The 23,696-nt window shown below is 30.6% G+C and carries 18 protein-coding genes, 7 tRNA genes, 1 other RNA gene and 1 pseudogene; 3 read left to right on the forward strand and 24 right to left on the reverse strand.

Going from position 1 to position 23,696, the window contains the following annotated elements; translation table 11 throughout:
* Positions 1 to 60 precede the first annotated feature (60 nt).
* From ltrA to ACWJJ2_RS13580, 13 genes are all read right to left on the reverse strand, one after another.
* The gene (gene ltrA, locus ACWJJ2_RS13520) at positions 61 to 1,470 is read right to left on the reverse strand and encodes a group II intron reverse transcriptase/maturase (RefSeq protein ID WP_462952630.1); all 1,410 of its coding nucleotides are present in this window, start codon (positions 1,468 to 1,470) and stop codon (positions 61 to 63) included.
* 461 nt (positions 1,471 to 1,931) lie between these two features.
* Positions 1,932 to 2,197: signal recognition particle sRNA large type (gene ffs, locus ACWJJ2_RS13525), an RNA gene on the reverse strand.
* A 10-nt stretch (positions 2,198 to 2,207) separates the two neighbouring features.
* Positions 2,208 to 2,297: transfer RNA gene (locus tag ACWJJ2_RS13530), tRNA-Ser, on the reverse strand.
* A gap of 208 nt (positions 2,298 to 2,505) precedes the next feature.
* On the reverse strand, positions 2,506 to 3,273 hold the full coding sequence (gene lgt / locus ACWJJ2_RS13535) for a prolipoprotein diacylglyceryl transferase (protein WP_220287557.1): 768 nt from the start codon (positions 3,271 to 3,273) through the stop codon (positions 2,506 to 2,508).
* A gap of 279 nt (positions 3,274 to 3,552) precedes the next feature.
* Complete coding sequence (ptsP, locus tag ACWJJ2_RS13540) at positions 3,553 to 5,262, reverse strand: phosphoenolpyruvate--protein phosphotransferase (protein WP_220287559.1); 1,710 nt, start codon at positions 5,260 to 5,262, stop codon at positions 3,553 to 3,555.
* Between the two features lie 93 nt (positions 5,263 to 5,355).
* Positions 5,356 to 5,622 carry an HPr family phosphocarrier protein gene (locus ACWJJ2_RS13545; protein ID WP_165414899.1) on the reverse strand — a complete coding sequence of 89 codons (267 nt, stop codon included), beginning with the start codon at positions 5,620 to 5,622 and terminating at the stop codon, positions 5,356 to 5,358.
* Between the two features lie 102 nt (positions 5,623 to 5,724).
* Positions 5,725 to 7,095, reverse strand: a complete 1,371-nt coding sequence (locus ACWJJ2_RS13550) for a PTS fructose transporter subunit IIC (protein ID WP_258876463.1) — start codon at positions 7,093 to 7,095, stop codon at positions 5,725 to 5,727.
* 33 nt (positions 7,096 to 7,128) lie between these two features.
* A complete protein-coding gene (locus tag ACWJJ2_RS13555; RefSeq protein WP_165414897.1) occupies positions 7,129 to 7,575 on the reverse strand; it encodes a PTS sugar transporter subunit IIA in 447 nt (148 codons plus the stop codon).
* A 15-nt stretch (positions 7,576 to 7,590) separates the two neighbouring features.
* Complete coding sequence (gene pfkB / locus ACWJJ2_RS13560) at positions 7,591 to 8,520, reverse strand: 1-phosphofructokinase (protein WP_216304569.1); 930 nt, start codon at positions 8,518 to 8,520, stop codon at positions 7,591 to 7,593.
* A gap of 14 nt (positions 8,521 to 8,534) precedes the next feature.
* Positions 8,535 to 9,296, reverse strand: a complete 762-nt coding sequence (locus tag ACWJJ2_RS13565; protein WP_216304568.1) for a DeoR/GlpR family DNA-binding transcription regulator — start codon at positions 9,294 to 9,296, stop codon at positions 8,535 to 8,537.
* A 238-nt stretch (positions 9,297 to 9,534) separates the two neighbouring features.
* A complete protein-coding gene (locus tag ACWJJ2_RS13570) occupies positions 9,535 to 9,765 on the reverse strand; it encodes a (2Fe-2S)-binding protein (protein WP_220287561.1) in 231 nt (76 codons plus the stop codon).
* A 20-nt stretch (positions 9,766 to 9,785) separates the two neighbouring features.
* The gene (locus ACWJJ2_RS13575; protein ID WP_220287564.1) at positions 9,786 to 10,226 is read right to left on the reverse strand and encodes a nucleoside deaminase; all 441 of its coding nucleotides are present in this window, start codon (positions 10,224 to 10,226) and stop codon (positions 9,786 to 9,788) included.
* Between the two features lie 91 nt (positions 10,227 to 10,317).
* A tRNA-Arg gene (locus ACWJJ2_RS13580) sits at positions 10,318 to 10,394 on the reverse strand.
* 182 nt (positions 10,395 to 10,576) lie between these two features.
* On the opposite strand from ACWJJ2_RS13580, the gene ACWJJ2_RS13585 reads away from it, so the two are divergent.
* The 3 genes from ACWJJ2_RS13585 (at position 10,577) to ACWJJ2_RS13595 (ending at position 13,475) form a co-directional block, all read left to right on the forward strand.
* The gene (locus ACWJJ2_RS13585) at positions 10,577 to 10,891 is read left to right on the forward strand and encodes a phasin family protein (RefSeq protein WP_216304414.1); all 315 of its coding nucleotides are present in this window, start codon (positions 10,577 to 10,579) and stop codon (positions 10,889 to 10,891) included.
* Between the two features lie 70 nt (positions 10,892 to 10,961).
* A complete protein-coding gene (locus ACWJJ2_RS13590; protein ID WP_165414905.1) occupies positions 10,962 to 12,563 on the forward strand; it encodes an ABC1 kinase family protein in 1,602 nt (533 codons plus the stop codon).
* A 27-nt stretch (positions 12,564 to 12,590) separates the two neighbouring features.
* Positions 12,591 to 13,475 (forward strand): phosphatidylserine decarboxylase, encoded by an 885-nt coding sequence (locus ACWJJ2_RS13595; RefSeq protein ID WP_216304413.1) that lies wholly within the window; start codon positions 12,591 to 12,593, stop codon positions 13,473 to 13,475.
* Positions 13,476 to 13,725: 250 nt separating this feature from the next.
* Here ACWJJ2_RS13595 and ACWJJ2_RS13600 read toward each other — a convergent pair.
* The 11 genes and pseudogenes from ACWJJ2_RS13600 to ACWJJ2_RS13650 form a co-directional block, all read right to left on the reverse strand.
* Positions 13,726 to 13,802: transfer RNA gene (locus tag ACWJJ2_RS13600), tRNA-Arg, on the reverse strand.
* A 51-nt stretch (positions 13,803 to 13,853) separates the two neighbouring features.
* Complete coding sequence (locus tag ACWJJ2_RS13605; RefSeq protein ID WP_216304412.1) at positions 13,854 to 14,381, reverse strand: GNAT family N-acetyltransferase; 528 nt, start codon at positions 14,379 to 14,381, stop codon at positions 13,854 to 13,856.
* Between the two features lie 230 nt (positions 14,382 to 14,611).
* Positions 14,612 to 14,702, reverse strand: a tRNA-Ser gene (locus ACWJJ2_RS13610).
* Positions 14,703 to 14,729: 27 nt separating this feature from the next.
* Positions 14,730 to 14,820: transfer RNA gene (locus ACWJJ2_RS13615), tRNA-Ser, on the reverse strand.
* Between the two features lie 124 nt (positions 14,821 to 14,944).
* Positions 14,945 to 15,035 (reverse strand) — tRNA-Ser (locus ACWJJ2_RS13620).
* A gap of 27 nt (positions 15,036 to 15,062) precedes the next feature.
* A tRNA-Ser gene (locus tag ACWJJ2_RS13625) sits at positions 15,063 to 15,153 on the reverse strand.
* Between the two features lie 167 nt (positions 15,154 to 15,320).
* Positions 15,321 to 16,604: a serine--tRNA ligase gene (serS, locus tag ACWJJ2_RS13630; protein ID WP_216304411.1), complete on the reverse strand. Its 1,284-nt coding sequence runs from the start codon at positions 16,602 to 16,604 to the stop codon at positions 15,321 to 15,323.
* Between the two features lie 50 nt (positions 16,605 to 16,654).
* Positions 16,655 to 16,891 (reverse strand): annotated as a pseudogene (locus ACWJJ2_RS13635) (DUF1667 domain-containing protein); the annotation flags it as partial.
* 40 nt (positions 16,892 to 16,931) lie between these two features.
* Positions 16,932 to 18,329, reverse strand: a complete 1,398-nt coding sequence (locus ACWJJ2_RS13640; protein WP_216304409.1) for an NAD(P)/FAD-dependent oxidoreductase — start codon at positions 18,327 to 18,329, stop codon at positions 16,932 to 16,934.
* A 172-nt stretch (positions 18,330 to 18,501) separates the two neighbouring features.
* Entirely contained in the window at positions 18,502 to 20,718 is a 2,217-nt protein-coding gene (locus tag ACWJJ2_RS13645; protein ID WP_216304408.1) for a hybrid sensor histidine kinase/response regulator, read from the reverse strand.
* Between the two features lie 260 nt (positions 20,719 to 20,978).
* The gene (locus tag ACWJJ2_RS13650) at positions 20,979 to 23,666 is read right to left on the reverse strand and encodes a UPF0182 family protein (protein WP_462954344.1); all 2,688 of its coding nucleotides are present in this window, start codon (positions 23,664 to 23,666) and stop codon (positions 20,979 to 20,981) included.
* Positions 23,667 to 23,696 lie beyond the last annotated feature (30 nt).

Genomic DNA, 23,696 nt, shown 5'->3' on the forward strand with positions numbered 1-23,696 from the left:
TATTTAGCGACCTCTCACACCACCGTGCATACCGTTCGGTACACGGCGGTTCAATAGAAATTAATGTTTTAATAAATATGTCTCAGATATAGAAACTAATCCTATATTTTTAAGGTATTTATTGGTCAATGTTTTGTTTAATATAGGGCTATTGGATGTTCTCCAATAGCCTTTCCTTGTATTTGCATATTGCAAAGCTTTATTGTTTGGTATTCCTAATTTAACAAGGTTCCCATATTTTGTTTTAATCTTTTTCCATTGTTTCCAAAAACACATTCTAATTCTTCGCCTTAACCATTCATCAAGTGTTTTAAGAATACTTTTAATGTCTGCAATAGCAAAATAATTTATCCATCCAACTATCACTTGCTTAAGTTTCATAAACCTATATTTCATGCTCATCGCATTACTTCTTGAAGTTAATTCTTTTAGCTTTGCTTTGAATTTGATTATAGGTTTTTGAGGAACTCTCATTCTGTATTCACCTTTTGCTCGGTAAAATGAAAATCCTAAAAATTTAAGTTTCCAAGGTCTATCTACTGTACTCTTTTCTTTATTCACTCTAAGCTTTAACTTTTCCTCAATAAATCTCGTAATACTCTTCATTACTCTATTTGCTGATTTCTCACTTTTGACGTATATATTCGCATCATCAGCATATCTACAAAAGTTTAGTCCTCGTTTTGTTAGTTCTACATCGAGTTCATGTAACATTACGTTACTTAATAATGGGGACAAAGGCCCGCCTTGAGGTGCTCCTTCTTCTGTATTCATAAATACCCCATTTATCATCACTCCACTTTGTAGATACTTTCGTATCAGAGAAATTACTCTACTATCTTTAATATCTTCCGATAGTATCCTTATTAATTTATCATGATTTATCGTATCAAAGTATTTAGAAAGGTCTATATTCACCGTCCATGTATGTCCAGCATTAATATATCCCCTACATTTTTCAACAGCTTGTTTTCCACTTCTTAAAGGTCTAAAACCGTAACTATTATCAGAAAATTTCTTTTCATATATTGGTATTAGAGTTTGTGATATCGCTTGTTGAATAACTCTATCTAATACAGTAGGTATTCCAAGTAGCCTAATTCCACCGTCAGGTTTTGGTATTTCTACCCTTCTTACGGCTAGAGGTCTATATCTACTTTCTAATAATGATTGCCTTAATTCTTGTCCATGCTCTTTTAGATAATGTAGAAGTTCATCTACTGTCAAACCATCAATCCCATGACTTCCTTTATTGGCTTTTACTCTTTTATATGCTTTATTCATATTATCTCTCGATAATATCTGCTCGAGTAAACCATTATCATATTCATTCACATCGTTTCTTCCTTCTTCTGACATAGAGGAAATACTATGCACTTCTACATTACCTTCGAGTTCCACTCTATTCTCTCGTAGAGAGCCTTCTTTATGAAGTTGTCTGCTTTTATCATATTTTCTCGTATCCTTCAAAATTCCAAACCTCCTATTGTTCAGTCCTTCCCACGCTAACGCGTTTTGCATGGTACTATGACGTCTGCTGACTTCTGATAGTTCAGCCATACATCACTGTATGGGTTGTTATTTCTAAATTCATATCCACAACTTACCTATCAGATCTCCCCGGGTAAGAACGCAATCTTTCACTCCATCTATCTGCTACATTTACACCACTTGTTTCGAATAGTTTTGGGCTTCGTTTTGTATTGCAAACTTACCCACAAGCATATGCCTTATATGTAGTTTCTGTTCGTCAGACCGGAGTTTGGCCGCCAACTTCCTTCAGATTCCATCTCACGATGGACACCCTTGTCTTAAGCTATGCACTTGGCACTATTAACCCGTGCTAGGGACTTTCACCCATTAGATTGCGCCCATGCCGGGCGCACAATAAAAAAGATGCCTTTATAGGCATCTTATATTTTTTATGTAAACCGTACACCTCGCTTCGATATATAAACTATGCGCGTTACCTATACAGTTAGCTCAAACCAGGTTGCTCCACGGCACATGGAAGGTTTCACTTACCGCTGCTTCCTTCCGGATCTCACGGGGTTCATGAATTTCCATTGCGTGGGACCAAGTTCTCAACACCACTTATATAGGGCAGACCACACATTTTATAACCTATGCGAGGAATTCACCCCTGCTGTAGCGGATTGCAGGTTACAGGGCACCGCTAACTCCCCGGCTAGTACGGAAATATAAACTGGTGGAAAAAGAGGGATTCGAACCCTCGGTAGAGTCGCCCCTACACACGCTTTCCAGGCATGCTCCTTAAGCCACTCGGACATCTCTCCATAAATTGTTTTAATCTTTGTATACACATAAGTAGTGCAACATAAATAATTATACTATTAATAAATAGTAATTTCAATAGTTAATTGCTAAAATATTTTTCGAATTTTTTTCTAATCATTAATATTGTATTATCTTATATTTCTCAATCTACTTATATATATACATATTTAAATAATTATTTGTATAATTTATAATGATTATTATAAATTAGTGGCATGAATCCCTTCTCTTACAGTTTATAGCAAGAAATATAACCCATAAAGCAATTCCTACTAAGCTTATTAGCTGTGCTACCCTTAGATCTCCAAACATTAAACTATCAGTTCTTAATCCTTCTATAAAGAATCTTCCTAAGGAATATAATCCTATATAGCTAAAAAACACCGTTCCTCTCTTAAGTGTTTTTGTTAATAAATAAATCAGCAATAACCCTACCATAACATTCCATACTGATTCATAAAGAAACGTTGGGTGATAATAAACTCCTTCTATTAACATTCCATTTTGTATAAAATCCGGGAATTTGCTTATAAAGCCTTGAGTAACCGGCCCACCATGAGCTTCACTATTAAAGAAATTCCCCCATCTGCCTATAGCCTGTGCAATAATTATAGATGGTGCTGCTACATCTACAAATTCTAAAAGATTCTCTTTTTTATATCTTGTATATATTAACGCTGCTATCATACCAAATATAATCCCGCCATGGATAGCAAGCCCACCTTGACGTGTATTGAACACTTCTATTAAATTATCTTTATATTGATTAAATTCAAAAATAACATAATAAGCTCTAGCTCCAATAATCGCTATCGGGAAAGATATTAGTACAATATTTAGAAATTCATCATAATCAACATCTTTTAACTTACAAGTGTAATTTGCCAATATAATTCCAACCATCATTCCTATCGAAATAAGAATACCGTACCATCTAATTGTGAGTCCAAATATATTAAAAGCTATTGGTTCCATAAGTAACCTCTCCTTTTATATTAATATTTCGTCATTTGTTCATAAAACCACTAATACAGATAATAAAAAATCAAGTTTTAAATTGAACTTGACTCTCTATATAAGTCTCATAACAATTGTGTATGACTATGATAAAAAAGTAAAGATAAATATTTAAAATTTAAATAAATAGAGAACTCTATATTATAGAATTCTCTATTTATTTTAAAAACATCCTAGTACATGAGAATAAATAACAACTCATTATACTAACCCATTTTTTTCATATGCCGTGTTTTACTATTTTACATTTATGCTTTTTTCTATGAATTCTTCAACTTCTTCAGCTGTTGGCAAGTTAACAACTTGCTCCGCTAAACTTCTCATTTCGCCTTGAGATATATTTCTAATAATTCCTCTTGCTCTTAAAATAGATATAGGACTCATGCTAAATTCATCTAATCCCATTCCAATTAGAATAGGTACTAATTTAGGATTCCCTGCTACTTCGCCACACATACCAACCCATTTATTTTCTTTATGAGCATTATCTATAACCATTTTTACGAGCCTTAGTAAAGCTGGATGAAATGGAGTATATAAATGTGATATTTTTTCATTCATTCTATCTACCGCAGTTGTATATTGAATAAGATCATTAGTTCCTATACTAAAAAAGTCTACCTCTTTAGCTAATAAATCAGAGATAATCGCTGCTGCAGGTATCTCTATCATAATTCCAACTTCTAAATTTTCATTAAATGCTATATTTTCCTTTTGTAGATCATTTTTTACTCCTTGTAAAATACCCTTTGCTGCTCTTAATTCTTCAATACTAGAAATCATAGGAAACATTATTTTAATATTTCCAAAGGTACTAGCTCTTAATATAGCTCTTAATTGCGTTTTAAATATATCTACCTTATCTAAGCAAACTCTTATAGCTCTATATCCTAAGAACGGATTCATTTCCTTCGGTAACTTCAAATAATCTAATTCCTTATCTCCACCAACATCTAAAGTTCTAATAACCACAGGTTTATTTTGCATTTTTTCTGCAACTTCTTTGTATACTGCATATTGTTCTTCTTCAGTAGGTGCTGAATCCCTATCCATATATAAAAACTCAGATCTAAATAAGCCTACCCCTTCACAATCATTATTGATAACACTTTCTAAATCTTTTGGGGTTCCTATATTAGCAGCCAATTCTACTCTTACTCCATCTGTAGTTATGCTTTTTTTCCCTATTAGTAGGTTTAACTCTTCTTTATTTTTATTATATTCAGCTTTTTTCTCTTTATAAATATTAACTATTTTTTCTTCTGGATTAACATATATCAATCCCTCTTCGCCATCAAAAACAATTAAATCTCCATTTTTTACTTTCTTAGTTATATCTTTTACCGCTACTATAGCTGGTATTTCTAAAGTCTTAGCCATTATAGCAGAGTGTGAAGTTCCTCCACCAATTTCCGTTATAAACCCTAAAACCTTGTTTTTATCTATCTGTGATGTGTCTGAAGGAGTTAAATCATGAGCTACAATTATAACCTCATTAGCTAATTCTTCAAAGTTAACCTCTTCAATGTTCATCAATTTTTTCATAAGTCTACTTGTTACATCCTTGATGTCTGCTGCTCTTTCTTTCATATATGTATTATCCATATTTTCAAACATAGAAATGAACATTTCTGAAACCTCTTTTAGTGCCCACTCAGCATTAACTTTATCATCTTCAATTTTTTTCTCAATCTGGTCAAGCATTTCTGGATCTTCTAATATCATTAAATGAGCTTCAAATATGTTAGCTTCCTTTTCACCTAATTTTTTCAATACGTTATTATATATATTCTGAATTTCACTCTTACTATTTTCCATAGCAGTCTTAAATCTTTTAATTTCTTCTTCATAACTCCAAATCTCTTTCTTCTCTATAATCATTTTCTTTTCTTCTTTTAATATTACTTTTCCTATTACTATTCCAGGCGAAACTCCAATGCCTTTCATTAAATAACCTCCTAATAAGTTAAATTCACTCCTTATAGCAATCTTAAATACTTTACTATCTTAGGAGTGAATTTAACTTTATATATGATTTTTTTAAAGGTTTATAATTTCTTTTTCAATTACTATTCTTAATTCCTCTACAGCCTTAACTTCATCGTCTCCATTAGCAACAATTTTGAGTTTATCGCCTTTTGTAGCTGCCATGCTTAATATATTTATTATACTTTTTGCATTATACTTTTCTTCATCCTTAATTAAAGTTATATGTGAAGTAAACTTTGATGCTTTTTTAGCAACAATGCTCGCTGGTCTAGCATGCAACCCTTGCTCGTTCATCAACACAATTTCAACTTCGTACATAAAAACATCCCCTTTTTAATTTTTATTTTACTTATTTTTATAATTTACACGCTACCCTATATCCCATATAAATACAATGATTTAATCCATTAATACTTTGAATTATTTAACAGCATCCTTCTTTAATAAAAAAATCATAAGAGCTGTTACCATTGTACCAACTACTATGGATACTATATATCCACCTAGATTAGAAACTGCATTAGGAATAAATAATACGAATATTCCACCATGAGGAACTGCTAACCCTGCTTTAAATAGCATAGATAGTAATCCAGTAGTTGCTGAACCCACCATTAATGACGGTATCATTTTAAATGGGTCTGCTGCAGCAAATGGTATCGCACCCTCTGTTATAAATGCAGCCCCTAGTGCCCAAGCAGCTTTCCCCGCTTCTCTTTCTTGTAATGTGAATTTTCTTTTTGCTATAACTGTTGCAAGAGCTATTCCTAGCGGAGGAGTCATCCCTGCCGCCATTACTGCTGCCATTACCATAGAAGTTTGGCCCGCAACTATAGTTCCTGCTCCAAAAGCATAAGCGGCCTTATTAATTGGTCCACCCATATCAATAGCCATCATTAAGCCAATAATAATTCCGAGTAAAGCTGAGTTTGCTCCACTTAAATTACTTAACCAACTAGCCATTCCGGTATTTATTATACCTACAGGTTTTCCTATAACATATATCATTACAAGTCCTACTACCAATGAAGATAAAACCGGTAATACTAAAACCGGCATTAAGCCCGCTAATGATTTTGGTAGTTTTATTGTTTTCTTTAAGAAAACAATAGTATAACCCGCTAGGAACCCTGCTATAATCCCCCCTAAAAAGCCTGCACCTGAAGATAGTGCAATCATACCGCCAACCATACCTGGTACAAGACCTGGTCTATCCGCTATTGAGAACGCTATAAACCCTGCCAATATTGGAATCATAAGTGCCATGGCTGAATCTCCACCAATTTGCATTAAAGCTGCTGCAATACTACCTTCTTCTTTAAACGCTAGTATTCCAAAAGCAAATGAAATTGCAATTAGAATTCCCCCCGCTACTACGAAAGGAATCATATAAGAAACCCCTGTCATAAGGTGCTTATAAGGACCTTTTTTCTCAGTAGTTTTTTCTTCTTTAATATCACTGACTTTTTCTGAATCTTTTTTATTTTCTACTTTTATATCTATCGCTCTTTGTATAAGCCCCTTTGGGTCTTTAATTGCATCTTTTACCCCAACTTCAATTATACTTTTCCCTGAAAAACGTTCCTTTGAAACGTTAGTATCTGCTGCAATTATTACTACTCTAGCTTCCTTTATATCTTCCTGCGTCAACTGGTCTTCTGCACCTACCGAGCCTTGAGTTTCCACCTTAATCTCTATGCCCATTTCCTCTCCTGCCATTTTTAGAGCTTCAGCCGCCATATAGGTGTGCGCTATTCCTGTTGGACACGAAGTTATAGCTACATATTTCATGAACTCTCCTCCTTTTAAATTGTTGGCTAATGTTTATTTTTCTAGTAAAGTAATTATTTCTTCAGGGCTACTAGCGTTCATCAAACTATCTCTTAATTCTTTATGCATCAATTTTCTAGAAATTTGGCTTAATATCTTTAAATGCTCATTACTTGATTCTTCTGGTACAGCTATTAAAAAGAATACATGAGCTAGCTCATCATCCATAGACTTATAGTCAATGCCGCCTGTGCTTCGTCCAAATACCAATGCCGGCTCTTTAACTCCACTACTTTTACCATGGGGAATTGCTATTCCCATACCTATACCTGTTGAAAATTCTTTTTCTCTATCTATTACAGCTTGTAGATATTTATCTTTATCTAGTAACTTACCATTTTCATCTAAAATTTTTACCATCTCATTTATTACAGCCTCTTTTGTTTTACTAGTAAGTTCAAGTTTAATTAGATTAACACTTAATAATTCAGTTATATTCATTAATAATCATCCTTTCTATAGGTAATTTATAGTTACTTGCTTTTTTAGTTTCTCTATGTCAGCAAATCTTCCTGTTTGTGTTCCCTCAGTCATTACATTAGCTGTACTTGTTGCACATGCTAGCTTTATAGTTTCTTCAAAGCTATAATTATTCTCAATTGCTACAGCCATTGCTGCGACCATAGAATCTCCAGCCCCTACTGTACTTTTAACTTCTACCTTTAAACCATTTACTTTTGCAACTTTATCACGACTTATGAATATAGATCCTTCTGAGCCCTTCGAGATCACTACATATTTTACTCCATACTCTAATATTTTTTTAGCAGTTTCAATAATTTCATCTTCGCTATTAATGCTGACACCAAAAGCTTTTTCAAGTTCATCAATATTTGGCTTTACCATATATGGACCAGCTTTAATTCCCTGCATTAACACATCGCCATCTGCGTCCAATATAACCTTGCCACCCTTGCTTTTTATATCTTTAATTATTTCACCGTATATATCACCGCGCACTCCACTTGGAACGCTACCTGAAAGAACTACTAGAAAATTTCCCTGGCAATATCCCACGATTTTCTGTTTTACATTAGTAATATCTTCTTCTACTAAACTAGGACCACTTTCGTTTATATCTGTATGTGTATTATTAATCTTATCAAAAATCTTTAAATTAGTCCTAGTTTCACCTTTAACAGATAAAAATTCATTTTTAATATTTAAATCATCTAAATAATCTTTTATTTGATTTCCACTGTTTCCACCTAAAAAACCTAAAGCTAAGCTTTTATGTTGTAATTCCTTAATAACTTTAGATACATTGATACCTTTACCTCCAGCATCAATTCTTGTAGACACAATTCTATTAACACTACCAATTTTAAATTCATCTATTTCAATAGTTTTGTCTATTGCTGGGTTTAGAGTCACTGTTATTATCATTTTTTCACCGCCATTTATTTTGCTGTCATAATTTGTACACCTTTTTCTTCAAACTTTTCTAATAATTCATTATCTAATTGATTATCCGTTATTATTATATCAACACTATCTAAATCAACGATTTTGGCAAAATAAACTGTACCAAATTTAGTATGGTCACATAATAATATAGTTTGCTTTGCAATTTTTATCATTTCTTGTTTTGTGCTCGCTTCAATAATATTGGGAGTAGTTAGCCCATTAATAATGCATACACCATTAGACCCCATAAATGCTTTATCTACTCTGAAATTTTTAAGTGTATTATCTGATACTGGTCCTACCATAGCTCTCGTTTCCCATCGCAATGTACCTCCAGTAACAATCACCTCTACATCTCGCTTTTTAGAAAGTTCATAGGCTACATCTACAGAATTTGTTAAAACCGTTATATCTTTAGCTGTTATATACTTAGCAATACTAAGAGTAGTCGTCCCTGCATCTATTGCTATTGTATCTCCATCTACTATCATTGATGCAGCAATCTTTCCAACAGATTCTTTTTCATCATAAAACTTATCTACTTTTTCTGAAAAAGTGGGTTCAAATTTAGTATTGCGGTTTAGTATAGCCCCCCCATGTACTCTTTTTATAAGTTCATCTTCTTCCAATTCTTGAAGATCACGTCTAATTGTAACTTCTGACACTTCATATAGCTGCGATAAATCGCATACTTTTACTTTTCCATACTTATTTAAACTATCTAATATTTTTGATTTTCTTTCTTCAGCAAACATAATTTCAATCTTCCTTTTATCATATTTGGGATAACAATGTACGTTTGTATTCGTATTTGTTTCATTTGCTTTCGCTTGTGTTCATTTTAATATATTATGATAACGTTGTCAAGCTATATAAACTATTTTAAATTTAAATTTTATAATTCTAGACTATGAATAAAAATATCCTTCAAAAACAAAAACGAAACCCTTTGGCTTCGCTTTCATTATATCGAGCTATATAGTTTTTCGCCTATTATGCGTTATTTTGTTCTTTCTCTAATTCTTGTTTTAGTATCTCCTCAATTTTAGGAGTACATCTATGCCCATTGCATCCGCCTGTTCCCGCCCCTGTAGCTTTTTGAACTTCCTCTACAGTTCTTGCACCATTTTGTATAGCTTTTTTTATTGTAGACCTCGGTATTGCCTTACATAAACATGTTTTTGTAATTTTATCCATTATTTCATTGTTTATATTCTGTTCCATGATGTTTTCCTCCTTTTACACTATCTTTTATCTTTAAAAAAATCAGTCAATAAATTACCACATTCCTCGGTGTATAACCAATTTATTTCTGTCCAGTGATTTAAATCATCATTTTGAAGAACATTTATAACTGACCCACAAGCCCCTACGCTAGGATCAAAGATGCCTATATATAATTTGCTTATCCTAGACTGTAATATAGCACCTGCACACATAGGGCATGGTTCTAACGTTACATACATATCACATCCAGTTAATCTCCAACTTCCTATTACTTCACAGGCTTTTTTTATAGCTAAAACTTCTGCATGGGCCGTAGCATCTTGAAGCGTTTCTCTGAGGTTGTGCGCCCTAGCAATTATTACATTGTCTTTAACTATAACTGCACCTACAGGTACTTCCCCTAATAATAATGATCTTTTGGCTTCTTTTAATGATTCATTAATAAAATGTTTTTTCATTTAAACCCCTTTGTTATATAAATAATTATTTTTAATAATTTTTATTTCCCGGTAAATAAAAAAACTAGCAAAGTATTACTTTACTAGTTTTTGGTGCACACGAGAGGAGTCGAACCTCCGACCTTCCCCTTAGGAGGGGGACGCTCTATCCAGCTGAGCTACGGGTGCATATTTTATTTCTACCTAACCATAATATTACACTTTTATAAGTATGTCAACCTATAGATAAATTAAAACACAAATTTTATATTAATTATTAAAAATCTTATAGTGTTTATTTATTATTAGAATTTTAATACAGTTAATAGTATATACTGTATACTATATACTATTAACTGGAGGTGTTCTAATTGAATAATGATATAAAAAATTTTTTCCTCGCTGGACTAGGATCTGCAGCATATACTTATGAAAAAGCTACAAATCTAATAGATGATTTTGTACAAAAGGGTAAATTAACCTTAGAAGAGGGTAAGAATTTATCTGAAGAACTAAAAAGAACCGTAAAAGGAAAAAAAGAAGAATCTAAAGTTTTTACAGAAGAAGAAAAGCCTTTGACAAAAGAAGATATGTTATTACTCCTTTCAGAAATGAGCTTTGCAACTAAAGAAGATATTGAAACTTTGAATAAAAGATTATCAAATTTAGAAACCCTTCAGCCATAAATTCACAAATGAAAGTCAAATGAAAGTCCTGCTATTCTTTCAGGTCTTTTATTTTTAAGTGAGGTATAAAATGCGACGTAATTCTGTTAATCGATTTAGAACAATTATTAAAGTTCTTGGCTCTTATGGCTTTGGATATATTATAGACTCTAAATTTAACAAACAAAATAAACTCCCTGAAAATTTAAGGAAAGCCTTTGAAGAGCTTGGCCCTACTTTTATAAAGATTGGCCAAATATTGAGTACTAGACCAGATTTATTACCCTCAGCTTATATAGTAGAACTGTCAAAGCTCCAAGATAGCGTACTTCCAGAAAACATTGAAACCATAAAAAAAGTATTCTTTGATCAATTTGGAAAATCAACAACTGAGTGTTTTCAAAAGTTTTACGAAGAACCTTTAGCCTCTGCATCTATTTCTCAAGTGCATAAGGCTACCTTAAAGGATGGTAGGGATGTAGTAGTTAAAATACAAAGACCAGATATTGCAAAAAAGATGAAATTAGATATTTCTATACTCGTTCGTATAATAAAATTCACAAAAACAAAATTCTCTGATTCACCAATCGACCCTGAAGAAGCCTTACATGAAATACTTTTAGCAACTGAACTTGAGCTTGATTTTAACAATGAAGTTAAAAATATAAATAACTTTAAAAATCTCAACAAAGATGTTGCATTTTTATATGTACCTTACGTGGTTCAAGATTTATCTAGTACTAGGGTTTTAACTATGGAAAGAATTTATGGCTTTAAAGTAGATGATATGAAAAAGCTCCTAACTTTTCATTATGATCTTGATGATTTAGGTAAGAAATTAGCTTTATCTTACTTAAAACAAGTTCTACAAGATGGCTTTTTTCACGGAGATCCACACCCCGGAAATATATTTATATGCGAAGGTAAAATTTGTTTTATTGACTTTGGAATTATGGGGAGTCTCTCGAATTCATTGAAATCAACACTAAATGATATGATATCAGCTGTTGTTCTTAATGACATAAATAAAATGATTTCATCTCTTTTATCTATAGGAATAAAAAAGGGCTATGTAGATAGAAATAAACTATATGAAGACTTAGATTATCTAATTGTAAATTATCTTTCAGTTTCTTTAAACAACATTCAGATTTCCGTTATGCTCTCTGAAATCTTTAATATAGCTAAACAAAACAATATTCGTCTACCTCGTGATTTTACACTTCTAATAAGAGCTCTTGTAATTTTAGAAGGTGTAATAGCAAGTATCGCTCCTGATATAAAAATAATAGATATAGCTATCCCTTATGTAAAGGATAATAATAAATTTTCTTTATTAAAAAATCTAGATTCTAATACTTTACTTATTTATACATATTCATTTATAAAAGATTCATTTAAACTTCCATCAAAAATTATAGAATTATCTGAAAGTCTAATAACGGGAAGAGCTAAACTTCAATTAGAACATAAAAATTTAAACGCTCCTATAAATGAATTAAATAAAGGTATAAACCGATTAGTTTTTGGCCTTATTATTTCTTCAATGATTATAGGATCTTGTACAATTTTAAATTCTAATATAGGGCCTAAAATATATAACATATCACTTATTGGTATAACTGGTTTTTTGGCTGCGGCATTTATGGGCTTTTGGTTATTAATCTCTATAATAAAATCCGGCAAATTATAACATAAACTATAAAAACGAGGTATTTTTATGATTAAGTATTACAATAGAAAACAAAATAAATATGAAATTGAAAAGGTCGCTGGTGAAAAGTATTTAAATTGGTCTTATTCCTCTCCTTCTGGAAAAGGACTAGTTGAGTTATTACTTAAGAAAAAGCTATTTTCAAAATTATATGGTTATTACTGCGACACAAAAATAAGTTCTAGAAAAATCAAAGATTTTATTAAAGATTTTGATATTGATATGTCTTTATACACTAAGACTTATAATGAGTATTCGTCTTTTAATGATTTTTTTATAAGACCTTTAAATACAAGTGCCCGAATAATTGATAAAAATAATAATGCTTTAATCTCGCCTTGTGACGGCAAAATTTTGGCTTACGATAATATTAACTTGAATGATTTAGTCCAAGTAAAAGGCTTTACTTATTCGCTTAAAGAACTACTCCAAGATAATGAAGTATACAATTTGTACGATGGAGGTACCTGCTTAATCTTTAGATTATGCCCAACTGATTATCATCGCTTTCATTTTATTGATGATGGTGTCTGTAGCGATACAACTAGAATCAAAGGTCATTATTATTCTGTAAACCCTATAGCATTAAAAAATATAAAAAAATTATTTTGTCAAAATAAAAGAGAATGGAGCATTTTTCACTCAGATAACTTTGGTGATGTTATTTGCATGGAGGTTGGTGCTACTTGCGTAGGTTCAATTCTTCAAAGTTATAGTACAGATGCCAAAATTACAAAAGGAGAGGAAAAAGGGTACTTCAAATTCGGTGGTTCCACTGTAATCCTGTTTTTTAAAAAAGATGTCGTAAAAATTCATGAGGATTTACTAAACCAAACACAATTAGGTTTTGAAACTTCTGTATTAATGGGAGAAGAAATAGGACTGAAATAACTTTTCAGTCCTATTTTTTTATGCATAATTAGTTCTTAACTTTAAATTTAGATTTTTCACATTTAGATCCTTAGTCATTGGAACTGGTGCAGTTTTTTCTTTGGTGCCATATAGCCATTAACAAAGGGTGTACGGTACACCATTTGCAGCATCTCTGTTCACATATGGAATTATTCTTCATTTTTATATTTTATACAACCTTCAAAAAAAACGACAGAACCCAGTAACTATTACAGTTACTGGGTTCTTATGGTGCGTCGGACAGGAGTCGAACCTGCGACCAACTGGTTCGTAGCCAGCTACTCTATCCAACTGAGCTACCAACGCATATATATCATTACTATATTACCATATTATATGCTAAGAGTAAAGATTTATTTACAAACTTTTATTTACAAAATCTTCTCTAAGAATTCCCATAATAATTACATCCCTATAATTCCCATAGGAAAAGCAAGTCTTTCTCTTCTTTCCTTCTTCTATAAACCCACATTTTTTATAACATTGAATTGCTCTTAAATTAAAATCTAGTACTTCGAGCTCTACTCTATGCGCAGCAATATCCATGAATAAATATTTTAACAAAACCTTTACAGAATCTTGCCCATATCCTCTATTCCAAAAGTTTTGACCTACAGTTATACCTAATACATATACATTTTTACTTTCACTAATTTCTCTAAACGTTATATATCCTACAACTACGCCTTTTCCATTTATAATGCTAAGATATTTCTTATCAAGATTAATAAACTTATTAAAATTATTTAATATATCCTCTTTAGATGGAGGCAATCTAAAATTACCATCAAGTCTCCTAACCTCTTCATCAGCCCAAATATCATAAAATATATTCAAATCTCGTCTCTCTACACATCTCAATAATATTTTATTACCTTTTAACATATTTTAGCCTTCTTTATTATTTTAATACTATAATTATACCTTTTATTTACTTTTAATTCAATAATCAAATTACTTATTTTGTAATATAACGATTTTTCAGAAGGAAAGTCTCCCTCCTCTATAGCTATGAGTTACATGCCCTAACAAATAAAAAACTTCAGTGGGCGTATAATTCACCTTGTAGTTATTCAATAAAGTAAAAAAAGTATCTAACAATTGTTAGATACTTTTGGTGGAGAAAGAGGGATTTGAACCCTCGCACCAGTTTCCCAGTCTATACCCTTAGCAGGGGCACCTCTTTAGCCACTTGAGTATTTCTCCATGGCTTAATTTTATGTCGTTAAAAAATGGTGGAGGAAGTGGGATTCGAACCCACGGTACGCTTTCACGTACGTCGGTTTTCAAGACCGGTGCCTTAAACCAACTCGACCATCCCTCCATATCTTAACGACAAGGTTAATTATATCAGCATGTTGATATCCTGTCAATATTTTTTTGAAAACATTTACCAACATAATATATTATGTGAAAATAAAAAACATCTAACAAATGTTAGATGTTGCTGGTGGAGAAAGAGGGATTTGAACCCTCGCACCAGTTTCCCAGTCTATACCCTTAGCAGGGGCACCTCTTTAGCCACTTGAGTATTTCTCCATAGCTTAATTTTATGTCGTTAAAAAATGGTGGAGGAAGTGGGATTCGAACCCACGGTACGCTTTCACGTACGTCGGTTTTCAAGACCGGTGCCTTAAACCAACTCGACCATCCCTCCATATCTTAACGACAAGATTTATTATATCAGCATAAACATCACCTGTCAACACATTTATATTTCATGCCATAAACTTCAATTTCATATACTATAATAAATAAACAACTTAATATTAAATACTTAAGTTGCTCATTTATTATTATGATATAAATTAATAATTTAAATACTTATTTTGAAATTAATGTTTTTTGTCCCATATACTTCACTAAAACATTTGGAATAGTTACTGATCCATCTTCATTCTGGTAGTTTTCAAGTACTGCAGCTAATGCTCTTCCAATAGCTACCCCTGATCCATTTAGTGTATGAATATAATTAGCTTTATCCTTTTTATCATCTTTATACTTAATGTTGGCACGCCTTGCTTGGAAATCCTCGAAATTACTACAGCTTGATATTTCAACATACTTGTTGTAGCTTGGCATCCAAACCTCGATATCATATTTAAATGATGCTGTAAATCCTAAATCGCCTTTACATATCTTAACTATTCTATAAGGTAATTCAAGTCCTTGTAATACTGACTCTGCATCCATAAGTAACTTTTCAAGCTCTGCATATGAATCCTCAGGCTTTGTGAATTTAAGAAGTTCTACTTTATTAAATTGATGTTGCCTTATAAGTCCTCTACTATCCCTTCCTGCTGAACCTGCTTCTTGTCTAAAACAAGCACTATACGCAACATGCTTTATAGGAAGATCTTGACCACTTAATATCTCATCTCTATAAATATTTGTAACAGGTACCTCTGCTGTCGGTATTAAGAAATAGTCTGTATTAGCCACTTTAAAAGCATCTTCTTCAAACTTAGGTAATTGACCCGTACCGATCATACTTTGTCTATTAACCATATATGGAGGCAGTATTTCTGTATACCCATTGTTATCCACATGAAGATCTAAAAAATAACTTATTAGTGCTCTTTCAAGCCTTGCTCCGAGGCCTTTATATACTGTAAATCTTGAACCCGTAATCTTTGCGCCTCTTTCAAAATCTAAAATATCATTGTCTGTTCCCAAATCCCAATGCGCTTTAGCTGCATAGCTGAAATGTTTAGGCTCTCCCCATTTTTTCACTTCAACATTATCTTCCTCGGTATCCCCTTCTGGCACATTTACACTCGGTATGTTTGGGATACTTAACATAATATTTTTAATTTTTTCATTTACTTCATATAGCTCAATATCAAAATTTTTAATTTCATCTGAAAGTTTTTTCATTTGGGACATAATTTCTTCTACATTTTCTCCACTTTTCTTAAGCTTTGGTATAAGCGCAGATTGAGTGTTCCTATTATTTTTTAATTCTTCAACCTCAACTAATATATCCCTTCTTGCTTTATCAAGAGATACCACTTCATCAATTACTGATAAATCAAAATTTTCCCCTCTATTTTTCATTAATTTTTTTATTTCTTCTGGATTATTTCTTATTCTTTTCAAATCTAACATGACTATTCCTCCTTAAATATTATTAATTATTTATTCTTGTAAAATTTTAATTAAGTATTTCTTTCAATATTTTTTGTGCAAATAATATCAACTCCAGTATTAAGTACGTTTTTACATACTATATCCCCTATTTTTATAGGAGGACCTACATGTATCCTGCTTAATGCTTTTGAGCATTCGATCCATAACTTCTTACTAATAGGTTTACTACTTTTTACTGGAACTACATTTCGTAATTTAGATCCTTTTATTCTAACTAAAGTTGTTAATATTGCTTTAGTTTCATTAAATTTGCAATCAGTTTTTTCGCTCAAATAAAATCATCTCCTACATACTATCAAATTCTTTTATTCTATATAACACAATATTAGAATTTTTTGAGTCCTTAACTATCTCTGTCATTTTCTTATTGGTTTCTCTTGCTAAAATAGAAACAATCTTGTTTAAACAATGTGATCCTTGACAATTTCCAAATGCAGCACCGGTTCTTCTTTTAACTCCTTCTACCGTCCGTGCACCTAAAGGTCTCCTTATAGCATCCACTATTTCACCTTCAGTTACTTTTTCACATCCGCATATTATATTACCATATTTTTTATCTATCTTAATAATACTTTTTCTTTCCTCGTCACACAATTCTCTAAACTTATAGTACTCACGCCTTTTATCATTGAAATCTTTTTTGAGCTTGCATTCCATCTTGCTCACTACACTCTCACATACAATGCTTGCTATAGCAGGTGTCATAGTAACTTGACCGTAGTGCTTTCCTTTAATCTGAATAAGTCCATCATCTATACCGCTATCATCAATTATCATAGGCTCTTCGAAAAAGGGCCATTCTAAAAACATTTTAACATCCATATCGTCTAGACCATTTGTTATCTTGGATACCCTATTTACTATTTCATCATAACTGACATTCTTTTTTGTATCAAAAGCAGCTACAGTATCGCCCTCCATAGTTGGAATTGTATACATACTTTCCCCTTTAACATTAATCATAAATAATGCATGCGAAAATCTTGCTTTTTTATCATTGTCTAAAAGTATATACTTTGATATTCCTTCATTATTATTTACATGAAGTTTTTTTTCATTTACTATACTGTAATTTTCTGAAGGTGTTGTATTTATTACCATTTTGCAAGTGAATTTATTTTTATTAGTAACAACTCTAAATCCTTTTGATATTTCTTGAATATCTATTACTTCTTCTTCTAATTTAAATTTTACACCATTATCAAATGCCACTTCGCCATAAGATAATGCTAAATCAAATGGACAAATTACCCCCGTATTTTTAGAATATAACGCTTTTTTAACATCTATATTTAAGTTTTGTTCCATTTCATATATGTATTCTGGGTCTAAAATAAATACGTCCTTCGTGCCTCGCTCTATTGCTCTATTATATATTTTTTTGATTATTTCAACCTCTTCATCAGTTTGAGCAATTATTAAGGAACCGCACCTTTTAAAGGGAACATTAAATTTAGCACTTATAGTATCCATCATTTTATTACCCATACGTTCAAGCTTTGCAGTTAAAACATCTTCACTTTCAATACCATTATATATCATAGCAGTGTTTATTAATGCTACATCATCCGCTATATCATAGTCTTTTTCAATAACAGCTATATTAAGATTATATTTTGAGATCTCATAAGCAACTGCACATCCAATTATTCCTCCGCCCAAAATAAGTACATCATAGTCCATCGTAACCCTCCAGCATAAAACAAAACTGTTTTAATTTACATTATTATTATATCCTTTTTTAAACATGTGACTCAATATGTTAAATTTTTTCCTAATTTCACTAAAAAAGAAGAACAGTCATCCATTCTTCTTTTCGCCCGTATTTTAGACGTAATTGTTATTTGATGGATATTCAATCTCTTATACTATAACAAGAAAGCATTTTTTTTAAACTTTCTTTATTTATAGGTTTATTTAAAATGAAATCAACATTATTCATATCTTGACCTTCAAAAGATCCCACCCAACCTGTCATTAAGCAAAAATATGTCTGATTGTTTATTTTTTTAACTTTTTCAGCAACTTGAAACCCATTAATACTCGGCATGGTAAAATCACATACAATTATATCATATTTTCTCCTTTGTAACTCTGAGTCTAAATTTTCACATCCACAAGCCTTTGTTTTACATTTAACAATTGATTTTATCATACTAGCAACAACATTTCTTATTTGCTCCTGATCATCGATAACAAGAATGTTGCCTTCAAAATCAATTACATCCCTTAATCCTACGTCATCACTTTTAGTTATTTTTTCACATAGGGGTAATTTAATAATAAAAGAAGTTCCTACATTTTGTTTGCTTTCAATTTCCATGCTCCCTTTATGTGAAAGTATTATATTATAAGAGATACTTAATCCAAGCCCTGAGCCATCATTACCTTTTGTTGTAAAAAACGGTTCAAATATTCTTTTTTGAATCTCTTTTTTCATTCCCATTCCACTATCTCTTATTTCTATAATAGCCATATTAGCTTTATTTTTAGTAATGAATTCTATTTTACCACCTTTTGGCATAGCATCTATAGCATTTACTATTATATTTATAAATACCTCTCTTATTTCTGTTATATTTCCTTGCATCTCCTCATTAGATTTTAATGATTTAATTATGCTTATTTTTATTCCTTTAAAACTACTTCCTGTTAGCCATTTACTTTTAGTTAAATCTATTGCATCTGAAATTACATTATCTACACTAAAAATTTCAAAATCATTATCTTTTCCATTACATTTTTGGGTTAATTTTTTAACCTTATTAGTAATATTGATTCCATCATACGCACATATTTCTATAATGCTAATCAACTTCAAATTTTCTTTTTCCTTAGTTTTATCCTTTAAAAGTTGAACAGAGCCTACAATTGGTGTAAGTATATTATTTATATCATGAGTTATTCCCGCAGCCATTTCTCCCATAGCTCTCAGTTTTTCGTTTTGTATTAGTCTATTTCGCATATCAGAAAATCTTTTTTGATCCTGTATTAAATAAAATGCAGTTTTACATATTGATTTTAAATGTTCTATGTTATTTTTAGATAGCTCTCTATTATTTTTATATCTTCCTATACATATTACACCCTTAGAACTATCATAATATTCTACATTAATAGCCATATAGCTTACTATGCCTAATAACTTGAATTTTTCTACTAATTCTGAGTCCTCTATTTCACTTAAATTTAATAATGAATCTCCATTACTATTTAATACCATTTCATTGAAGCTATTAATATAATGGATCGTTTTTATATCCTTAATCAAATAATATTTATGTTTTTTAGTGATCCCATAATAATTACCCAATTCTATCGCATTTTTTTGCTCTTTAACTGAACTATGTAAAATACAAAAATCTACATCACATACAGCCTTAATTTTATTCATTACGATTTCTCTGAATTCATTTTCATCTGTATTTTGGGGTATATCTGAAAAAATATCATTAAATAAAACTAAATTTTTATTCTGATATTTTAGTTGTGAATTAGACTGAAGCATCCAAATTGCTTTTTCTATTTCACCCTTATTTTTAAATTCCATTTCTTTATTTCTATCTATAATAATTAATGTTTGAAATAAATTGCTAAATCTATGCAATTCATTGAAGTTATATACATTATTGTTAATGTATATCATATTAGAAATATTATCTTTTGAACACTCTATTATTTTTTGAACACATTTAATTAAAACATCTACTTTTCCAACTCTTCTAATTACATTTTTAAAATCCCATACTATTCTCAATTTTTGTCTAACAACAAAAATAATATCTAAAAACTCTCTATAGTCATAATCAAAAGTATCAATATTATACGTTTTTATTTTAAAGATACCTTCATTTATATTATGCCTTATGAAGTCTTCATCACCATCAAAGTTTTTTTCAATATTTTTATAGAATATATCATCTGTAAAAAATATTATTTTTTCTCCGTTTATAAGAGCATCTGAAATATTTTTTATTATTACTTTAGGTAAATTATTAATATTTAAAGAATCTGTACCTATACACAATGAATTTTTACCAGCCTTATACAAATTATTATTTGTATATTTCATAACATAACCCCCATACCCCTTACACTCTTATATATATAAACTTATTCGACATTTTATTTCAAATTCCTTTGTTTTATACAATATTTATCTCACTCTATATATTTTTACATAACGCAAAACAAATTATACTATAAAAGTAAGGACATACAACAATATATGTCCTAAGATAACATTCCATGATAATACAATGTAACATAATCCTATTTAAAACTGAGGAGGTTTTAATATGATTGATTATGTTAACTATATTTAAATATATTTTACTCACTTATTTTATTTAATGTATCACCTAATTGTTTTATAAATATCCCATATTCAGCCCACTTACCATTTTTTTGAGCTTCCAACGCCTTGTTATAAATTTCTTTAGCAATTTTTATATTTTCCAATGATTTTTCATCTAAATTTGATTTTTCTTTAGTTTGGGATATATTATTTTTGTCTGTATAATCAAATATTTGTTCAAGCGCTAACTCTATATTATCAGCTAAAACTATTTTATCACCATAAGACACTATAACCTTTTTCATCTCTGGTATGCTTTTCTCGCCTTTAGCTCTCAAATACATAGGCTCTACATAAATCAAAGAATTTTTAATTGGTATAATTAATGTTTCTCCAAATTGGACTTGTGAACCTTGTGTATTCCAAAGTGATAATTCTTTTGATATTATAGTGTCCTGATTCATCTTTTGTTTAAATAGTACAGGGCTATATACTGTTTGCTTCGGTGGGAATTTATATAAAACCATTTTCCCATAATTGTCCCCATCCATCCTTGCTGCCAATAACGATACCATGTTATCTCGCCCTTTAGTGTTGAAGTATTCAAGTAAGATCATTTCTTCTGTGCTTTCATTCGGTAGTTTCATTATTACATAAGAAGCTTTGTTTTTTTCATTTTTACCCTCAACCTTCTCTTTGTTAGTTGCTATAGACCACACATCATCTCCGTTATAAAATACTCCAGGATCAGTTATGTGGTATTTACCAAGTACATTACATTGTAAATTAAATAAGACTTCTGGATATCTAAGATGTTCTTTTATACCACTAGGAACTGTCTCTGAATGCTTAAATAGTTTTGTAAATATCTTTGAATAATTATTTGCTATAGGATCCTTTTTATCAACTATATAAAATTCAGGTATTCCATCTACTGCGTCAATGACAACTTTAATTGAATTCCTCATATAATTCACACCATTTTGTGGCTGTGAAAACGGATATCTATCGGAGGTTGTATATGCATCTATAATCCAGTATAATCTTCCTTCGTTAATTACAATGTATGGATCACTATCATATGTTAAAAATGGAGCAATTTTTTTTACTCTTTGAACTATATTTCTATCAATTAATATTTTACTATTAGAAGTTATATCGTTGGATAATAAAAACTGAGTACTTTTTTTATTTATTGCAAATAAAATTCTATTTGCGACGCTCATCTTTATTCCAGCCTTTCCATCATAGTTATTAATTTGGTTTTCTCCACCCTTAGGATAATCTAACTCTCCAATTTTTGTATTGACTATACTATAATCATTGGTACTTTCACCAAAATATATTCTAGGATTATCTGTTTTTATACTTGTTTTATTTTCTAAAGGTATATTATTAATCACAAAATCCGGCTGACCTTCACTTGTTACAGAGTTTACCTTACTCATAGCCACACCGTATCCATGAGTATAAACTAGATGTCTATTTTGCCAAGTATTTGAATTGTCTTTTAATGACTCTAACTCAATTTCTCTTGGTGCAATAAATACTTGATTGTATTTCCCATTTATATTATATCTATCAATATCTAAATCATTAAATCCATAATAAAACCTCATATATTGAAATTGATTATAAAATTCTAATGCTGGTTTAAAAGAGTTTATTTTTATATTATCAATAGTATCTTTATTAAAATTAATATCCTCTTTCGTTAAATCATTTTTTATTTCAAATGGAACTTCTCCTATGGTGGCTAAATTAAAAGCTTTTCTCGTATTGTCTATATTATATTGAATATATGGTTTTTCTAAAGTTTTTTCATTCGATTGAACTTGAAACTTTTGAACTAGATTTGCTGTTATATGTTCCCCAAAAATTAATGCAACAACCACAATAACAGATATAATCACAGGCTTTGTTTTATATTTTAGTATACTTATAAATGTAATTATGGCTGCAATTAAAGATACCACCGCTATTGTTTGGTAAAACCTTAAGGTTACATGTATATCTGTATATCCTGCTCCAAATACTATTCCTCTTGGCGAGTATACTAGATTCCAAGCTTTTACTAAGTATCCAAGAGCTACCAGCATAAATATTAGTGAAGACACTATGGAAAGCTGCCTTCCTGCAAATTTAGTTATTCCACTCTTAAAGTTTTTAAGTTTAGAAAATATATTTTCTTTATTGGAATGTAATATATGATCCTTAGCAGTTAATGTAATGTATATTACTATAGTAATAATTACTAATACTACTAGCAAAGTTATGAACATTCGATATAGTGATTCAATTAATGGAAGTTTGAATATAAAAAATGAAATATCTTTTTTAAATAATGGGTCTACAGTATTAAAACTTGTAGCATTCGCGAACTGCAGTATTGTATACCAATAGTTAGAAGCAAAGGTAATCGAAACTATAAAAGAGATTATAACATTTATAAATATAATAATTTTGCGTTTTAATCTTTCTTTATTTTTATTCACTTCAACAACCTTTTTCCATCTTAAAATACTACTTTTAAATGTTTTATAATACATCCATATTGCAATATAACTCACCATAAACACTGGTATCATTAACTTTAAAATTGATGTTAATTTAGTAAAATATACTGATAAATATCCTACTTCCTTAAACCACTGTATGTTTATAGCAAAATTAATTATGTTACCTAAGAAAGCTAAAAGTATTACTATTATTGCTATAATGATAGCTACGGTCTTTTTTCTTTTCGTAAAAAA

The organism is Clostridium sp. CM039, from assembly GCF_055081075.1.